This window comes from Polaromonas sp., assembly GCF_030682935.1.
GTDB lineage: Bacteria > Pseudomonadota > Gammaproteobacteria > Burkholderiales > Burkholderiaceae_C > Polaromonas.
Window position 1 is genome coordinate 1 of sequence record NZ_JAUXNA010000221.1, and the last position, 7085, is coordinate 7085.

Below are 7085 nucleotides of genomic sequence, written 5' to 3' on the forward strand. Positions count from 1 at the left end.
CGCCGCGTCGGTCGGTTCGTCGCAAGCGACCGCCGCCGTGGACAACTCTGCACTTTTGGCAACCCGCCCGGAATCCACTTATAAATTGAGGGAAGTTGCTCAAACAGATGGAGCCACGTCTCTTTTCTCATGACCTCAACAAGCTTGCGCGCAATAGCGACTGCATGTATCCATGCGAACTTCAGGCGCGGCCTGTGCTTTGCTCATTGTGAGCCCATCTGCACCTCGTCGCCCCGGTGCAGCCGCAGCCACTCAATGGTGTCAGCGCGCACGGCTTCACGCGTCAGCGTGCTGGTAGGGGCCTTTGCGCTCATGGCGCTGATCACAGGTGTTTCCCCCGCTTCCGATATGTTGGGCAGTGTGCCGTCCTTGACGGCCTGGAGGTATTCCGCGCGCACTTCTGCGCGGGTTTTTGTACTCTGCGATTGCGCAGCCGGTGACGGATCGTCATGGTGGTCTGCCATTGCGGGTACAACCGAGAAGGCGGCCAAGGCAGCCGCGCCGGTGGCCATGGATTTGATGAACGAGGTTTTCATGATGATCCCCAGTAACAAATTGATTGTTGGTACTTCGGGCATGACGCTCCATGGTGTCCTGCCCGTCCTGCATCGGTGAAAAGTTTGGGAAAATTCCCGGCCACCGATAGAAAAGTATGGATAAAAAAATCTCAATCATCGAGGGCTATCTCCGCAATACACTGTTGCCATTTTTGGGGGGCTAGCAGCGAAAATTGCTTATATCCTGTGGGCGTGAACTCAAAAAAACAGGCGTGCGGCTGATGGCAAGGCGCGTAGAGGTCTCGGAATACTGTCGCGCGGCACGTTGGTACAACAACCATGGACAGACTTTTGTCGATGCAGGTGTTTGAAAAGGTCGTCGCTGAGGGCGGGTTCGCCTCTGCCGCCCGCGCCCTTGACTTGTCTCCGGCCGTGGTGTCCCGGTTGGTCAGTGATTTGGAAGAGCATCTGGACACCCGCCTGATCCAGCGCACTACGCGCAAGCTGGCCCTCACCGAATCCGGGATCGTTTACCTGCACATGCTCAGGCGCATCTTGCAGGAAATCAACGATGCGGAGGTGGTCGCCCAGAACAGTTCGGGCGTGCTGGCCGGTACGTTGCATCTGCTGACCACGCCCCTGCTGGCATCGTATTTTCTGGCTCCGCTGGCCGCCCTGTGGCGTGAACAACATCCAGAGGTCATGCTTGAGGTCAGTGTGGACCCGTTTTCCCACTTGCGGGTAGAAGAATTCGACCTGACGCTCATGGCTGTTGAAGAGGATTACGACGCAGACACCGTGGCCCGTGTACTGGGAAGAACTGAAAGCATCCTGTGCGCCGCACCCCGTTATCTGAACCGTGCTGGCATGCCCGAGCATCCCGGCGACCTGCATGTCCACGACTACCTGAAGTTCCCCTGGAAAAAGGCACCGGGGCAGGGCAACGGGCATGGCATCAGGCTTACCCATGTCATGACTTACACCGAGCCCGTTGACGTGGAGATGAGGGTGGTGCTGCAGTCGCTGAGCTTTGATGTGCTGTTCCGCGCGGCTTTGGCTGGTGCGGGCCTGTGCCTGTTGTCCAGGCATCTGGCACAACCCTATTTCCGCGACGGGGCATTGGTGCATGTGTTGCCGCAATGGCGGGCCAGCAGCTTGGTCATTTATGCGGCCCTTCCGACGCGCAAGCTCGTCCCGGCGCGGGTTGTCGCGATGCTCGATTTTTTGTCAACGGCGGCGCAACAGGTTTTTTCGACGGCTCCGTATTGACGGCCCGTGCAAACACCCTGGATGTGCGCCCATGGGCACCCGCTGCATCGTTCTTGTTACAGACGGGGCGTTGAATCCGGGAGAAAATATAGCGCAATTCAATCTGGTTCACGATGGATTTTTTATGGTAAATGGTGCCCTCCCCGGATTGCCCCATGCCGTCCGCAGACATCTCCAGTTGCTGCTCTTGCGCGTTGGCGGGAAGTCGTCTGTCACGAAGCGCGTGACAGCTGTCATGCCGCCGAATGGGGTGTCCTCGAACGTCTGGATGCACCGCACGCTGCGTCACCTTGTCAAGACGAGTCGGGTGGTGCTTTTGATCGTCGGTTGTCTTCACGCCAAAGCCAATGTGCCGGGGGAGTTCGTCCCCAAGAAAAATCACTGGCAAAACCCCCGCGGATTCAGCATTCCCAACCCGAAGGCCAAGGCGGTCGTCGTGTTCTTGCACGGTTCAGTCATCGAAAAACTGGACGATACGTGCGATCCCAATGGCGAGGTCCCCGGTTTTTCCGTACCAGAGGTCATACGGCACTTGGCCGGCGCCGAAGTGGCGGGTCTGGAGCTGGTCGTTTTCGCGCCATGCGATGGCAGGGCGACCCATCTCGGGGAGCCGCTCAAAATTGATCAACGCGTGACGGCCATTGAACAGACGCTGGAGGAGCTTGGCCGCGCCGGGGTCGATCCATCGCGGATCGTTCTGGTGGGGCAATCCGCTGGCGGGTGGGCCGCACTGTTGCACGAGAAGCGGCATCCCGGGAGTGTCAACTCCGTCATCGCCTTTGCCCCCGCGTTTGCAGGCAAGAAGCGCTGGAGACCGGATATCTGGCAGCGGCGCCACGAAGAACAGGCCGCAGAAATCGCGTCTGCCGAGCGCATTCCGGCCCTTGTTTTCGCTTTCGAAAATGACGCCTACAACACGCCAGACGATCTGAGCTTTCTCTCACGCATCAAGGGTACGACGCTCTTGCGCATGCCTGATAAAGCCATAGCCGGCGTAGCCTGCGAGATCCCGTTTTTCGCATCAAGCCACGGTCAGGCCTACCGAAAATGCTTCAGCGACACGCAGGCCGAAGTACTGCTGGGCTTTCTTGGCCAGCATCTTCAACGCCAAACCGTGACGGCGCCGGTTGCCAGCCACGACTTGATCGATAACCCGGGCAACACAACAGCTCAGATTGCCTTGTCGTTGATTTATCCTTCGGCGGCTAACGAGTAAACGCGTGTGGGCCTATCCACACCGACATCCCAGGCCTGGGGGATGAAGGCTTGAGTTTCGATGCGATGCAAAAAAATGAAACCACGACGCCGAATCCTGTATTTGTTAGGGCTATAATCTAAAGCTTGTCGGAGTGTGGCGCAGTCTGGTAGCGCACCTGGTTTGGGACCAGGGGGTCCAAGGTTCGAATCCTTGTACTCCGACCAAAAATCAATAAAAAAGCTCACGATGTGGGCTTTTTTTATATCTGTCCGTAGCTCAGTTGGATAGAGCATCAGCCTTCTAAGCTGAGGGTCGTGGGTTCGATCCCCTCCGGGCAGACCAATTCCCCCTTTCAGAAGTCTCACGTCCTTTAAGAACCCGCATGTCGACTGGCATGACGGGGTTTTTGTTGTTCACTGGGTGTTGCCGGATATCTTGAGATGACTTAAAAACGGTACATCCGACGGTACTTTTTGATAGTGCCAAACCCGCTACTCCGACAGCAGTCCCGAAATCACACCCCGCAGCCAGCGGCTGCCTGGATCGTGGTGATAACGCTCATGCCAGTGCTGCTTGACCTCGTAATCGGGCAGCGCAAAGGGCACGGGGAAAATCCGGAACGCACCGCGCCCCTGCAGTACATCGCCCAGGCGCTCGGGAATGGTGATGATGTGGTCGGTGTGTTCCACCACAAAGGCGGCGCCCAGAAAATTCGGAATTTGCAGCGCAATCCTGCGTTTGATGCCGAGCCTGGCAATTTCACGGTCAAGAACCAAGGGCGCCGAGCCCGATGAACTGACCACCACATGGTCTTCCGCCTCGAACTGGGCCAGGCTGAGCTGGTCGGTGATGCGTGGATGGTCGGCACCCACCATGCAGACAAAACTCTGCCTGAACAGCAACTGCTGGTAAAACCCGGCTTCGAGCTGCGGCATGAGTCCCATCGCCAGATCGGCCTCGCCGGTTTCCAGCAGCTGCGCGGTGTCTTTGGACAGCGGAAAAATCTCGATGTGAATGCCCGGCGCTGACACGCGCAGGGTTTTCCACAGCCTGGGCAGCAGCACCAGCTGGCTGATGTCCGTCATGCAGATGCGAAAGGTGCGCCGGGAGGTGGCCGGATCGAATTCATTGCGGTGGCCCAGCACCAGATCCAGCGCATCAAGCACGGCGCGCACCGGGCGCACCAGCCCTTCGCCAAACGGCGTGGGTTCCATGCCGCTCGAGGTGCGCACAAACAGCGGGTCGCCCAACTGTTGGCGCAGCTTGGACAGGGCGATGCTGACCGCCGGCTGTCCCAGGTTCAGCGCCAGCGCCGCAGCGGTGACGCTGCGGGTTTTGTAAATCTCGTCAAACACGGACAGCAGACGAATATCGATGGGCTTCATGCGCCGACTTTATTCGAATTTCGAATGCCCCCTATTGACCGTACTGGATTTACAGGAATTTGGTGCCCTCCTACGATTCACGCCACTCAAAACAACGGAGACATCGTGATGCAGGAACTTGGTCGTCTTGAAGACTTGCCCGAAGACTATCGCGCGGCACTGACCGCGCAAAACCTGGTGCCCCTGTGGCCCAGCTTGCGTGCCGTGCTGCCGCCAGGCAAGCCGATTCCGCGCACCAAGCCCACCTGCTGGCCTTACCAGACGCTGCGCCCTCTGTTGATCCAGGCCGGCGAACTGACCCCGATTGAAAAAGCCGAACGCCGCGTGCTGGTGCTGGCCAACCCCGGCCACGGGCTGGAAAAAATGCAGGCCAGCGCCACCATTTACCTGGGCATGCAGCTGCTGCTGCCGGGCGAATGGGCGCCCGCCCATCGCCACACGCCCAACGCCGTGCGCATGATTGTGGAAGGCGAGGGCGCCTACACCACCGTGGATGGCGAGAAATGCCTGATGTGCCGGGGCGACCTGATTTTGACCCCCACCGGCCTGTGGCACGAGCATGGCCACGACGGTGACAAGCCGGTGGTCTGGCTCGATGTGCTGGACTTGCCCATGGTCTATTACATGGAAGCCTCGTATGTGACCGAAGGCAAAGCGCAGGCGGTGACGCCTGAGAGCGCCGACCGCGCCTATCAACGCGGTGGCGTGGTGCCTTCGCCGGTGTTCACCCGTGCCAGCCAGCCTTATCCGATGCTGCGCTACCCTTGGGTGGAAGTGCGTGCGGCGCTGCAGGCGCTGGCGGCCAGCCAGCCTGACATCGAGGCGGTTCAGGTGGCCTATGTGAACCCCGAAACCGGCGCCGACTGCCAGAAGATTCTGGGCTTTTCGGCCCTGATGCTGCGCCCCGGCGAGCGCCTGGCCTTGCCGGCCCGCTCCTCGGCGATGGTGTTCCACCAGATCGAGGGCTGCGCCGCGGTCAGCCTGGACGGCCACCAGTTCAGTCTGGGCGAAGCCGACACCTGCTGCATTCCCGGCTACACGCCGCTGACCCTGAGCAACAGCGCCGCCGACCAGCCCGCCTTCATCTTTATTGCGGACGATGCGCCCCTGCAAAAGAAGCTGGGCGTTTACGAAGTCCGTCACTGATTTTCAAGAAAGCACCTCATGACACAAACCACTTACCTTTGGACGCCGCCCGCGCCTGCCTCACTGCCTGTACGCGGAATCGACGCCCGTTTTCCGGTCAAACGCATTTTCTGCGTGGGCCGAAACTACCACGCCCATGCCGTGGAAATGGGCCGCCCGGTGGACAAAGCCACCGCCAAACCTTTCTATTTCACCAAGTCGCCGTCCACACTGGTGGAGTCGGGTGCCACCGTGCCTTACCCTGCCGGCACCAGCAATTACCACTTTGAGATGGAACTGGTGGTGGCTATTGGCGCCGCTGGTTTTCGCGTGAGCGAAGCCGACGCCTTGGGCCTGATCTACGGCTACGCCGCCGGTCTGGACATGACGCGCCGCGACCTGCAACTGGTGGCGCGCGACCAGGGCCGCCCTTGGGATTTGGGCAAGGACTTCGAAAAATCCGCCGTCTGTGCGGAGATCGTGCCGGTGGGTGAGCTGGGCGTGTTGACCAGCGGCGCCATCAGCCTGCAGGTCAACGGCGAAACGCGCCAGACCTCTGACCTGAGCCAGTTGATCTGGAACATTCCCGAGTTGCTGGCCGACTTGTCGCAGTACTACCACCTGGCGCCGGGTGACCTGATCTACACCGGCACCCCCGAGGGCGTGGGCGCAGTCAAGACCGGCGACACCATCACCGGCCATGTGGCAGGCGTGGGCGATGTGGCGCTGAGCATTGGCGCGGCGGAATAAATAAATGACGGATTCGAGGAGACAAACATGACTCAGCAACTTCCCGTCATCGTCGCCGGTGGCGGTATTGGTGGCCTGGCCGCTGCGCTGGCGCTGGTGCGCCAGGGTTTTAGCGTCAAAGTGCTGGAGCAGGCGCCCGAGATTGGTGAAATTGGCGCCGGCATCCAGCTGGGCCCCAATGCGTTTCACGCGTTTGATGCGTTGGGCATCGGCGAAAAAGCCCGTGGCCGCGCCGTGTATACCGACGAGATGGTGATGCACGACGCGGTGGACGGTGCCCTGGTGGGCCGCATCCCGACCGGCGAGGCCTTTCGCCAGCGCTTTGGCAACCCCTATGCGGTGATTCACCGCGTGGACGTGCACAAGTCGCTGCTGGAGGTCGCGCAGGAAACCGGCCGTGTGGAGCTGCTGACCTCCACCCATGTCAGTCGCATTGAACAGGACGCCGACAGCGTGACGGTGTTTGACCAGCACGGCACCGCGCACCGGGGCGTGGCGCTGATTGGGGCCGATGGCGTCAAGTCCGTGGTGCGGCAGCAGTACGTGGGCGACCTGGCGCGCGTCACCGGCCATGTGGTTTACCGCGCCGTGATCGACAAAAAAGACTTTCCGTTGGACCTGCAGTGGAACGCCGCCGCCATCTGGGTGGGCCCCAACTGCCATCTGGTGCATTACCCACTGCGTGGCGGCGAGCAGTACAACGTGGTGGTGACTTTCCACAGCCGCCAGCAGGAAGCGTGGGGCGTGACCGAAGGCAGCCAGGAAGAAGTGCAGAGCTACTTTCAAGGCCTGTGCCCCAAGGCGCGTCAGTTGATCGACCTGCCGAAAAGCTGGAAACGCTGGGCCACGGCCGACCGCGAA

7 protein-coding genes and 2 tRNA genes are annotated in these 7085 nt (G+C 60.3%); 7 read left to right on the forward strand and 2 right to left on the reverse strand.

Annotated features, from left to right (window positions below):
- Nucleotides 1–203: 203 nt before the first annotated feature.
- Nucleotides 204–536 (reverse strand): DUF4148 domain-containing protein, encoded by a 333-nt coding sequence (locus tag Q8K05_RS09995; protein WP_305246473.1) that lies wholly within the window; start codon nt 534–536, stop codon nt 204–206.
- A 300-nt stretch (nt 537–836) separates the two neighbouring features.
- Between Q8K05_RS09995 and Q8K05_RS10000 the strand changes: the two genes are divergently transcribed.
- The 4 genes from Q8K05_RS10000 (at nt 837) to Q8K05_RS10015 (ending at nt 3306) form a co-directional block, all read left to right on the forward strand.
- On the forward strand, nt 837–1766 hold the full coding sequence (locus Q8K05_RS10000) for a LysR family transcriptional regulator (RefSeq protein ID WP_305246474.1): 930 nt from the start codon (nt 837–839) through the stop codon (nt 1764–1766).
- Between the two features lie 31 nt (nt 1767–1797).
- A complete protein-coding gene (locus Q8K05_RS10005; RefSeq protein ID WP_305246475.1) occupies nt 1798–2982 on the forward strand; it encodes an alpha/beta hydrolase in 1185 nt (394 codons plus the stop codon).
- A 129-nt stretch (nt 2983–3111) separates the two neighbouring features.
- Nucleotides 3112–3188 (forward strand) — tRNA-Pro (locus Q8K05_RS10010).
- 41 nt (nt 3189–3229) lie between these two features.
- Nucleotides 3230–3306, forward strand: a tRNA-Arg gene (locus tag Q8K05_RS10015).
- Between the two features lie 149 nt (nt 3307–3455).
- Here Q8K05_RS10015 and Q8K05_RS10020 read toward each other — a convergent pair.
- On the reverse strand, nt 3456–4349 hold the full coding sequence (locus Q8K05_RS10020; RefSeq protein WP_305246476.1) for a LysR family transcriptional regulator: 894 nt from the start codon (nt 4347–4349) through the stop codon (nt 3456–3458).
- A gap of 108 nt (nt 4350–4457) precedes the next feature.
- Between Q8K05_RS10020 and Q8K05_RS10025 the strand changes: the two genes are divergently transcribed.
- The 3 genes from Q8K05_RS10025 to Q8K05_RS10035 all read left to right on the forward strand — a co-directional run.
- Entirely contained in the window at nt 4458–5495 is a 1038-nt protein-coding gene (locus Q8K05_RS10025) for a cupin domain-containing protein (RefSeq protein ID WP_305246479.1), read from the forward strand.
- Nucleotides 5496–5513: 18 nt separating this feature from the next.
- Nucleotides 5514–6224: a fumarylacetoacetate hydrolase family protein gene (locus Q8K05_RS10030; protein WP_305246477.1), complete on the forward strand. Its 711-nt coding sequence runs from the start codon at nt 5514–5516 to the stop codon at nt 6222–6224.
- A 27-nt stretch (nt 6225–6251) separates the two neighbouring features.
- Nucleotides 6252–7085: 3-hydroxybenzoate 6-monooxygenase (locus tag Q8K05_RS10035; RefSeq protein WP_305246478.1), on the forward strand; the 834-nt coding region annotated here is incomplete at its 3' end.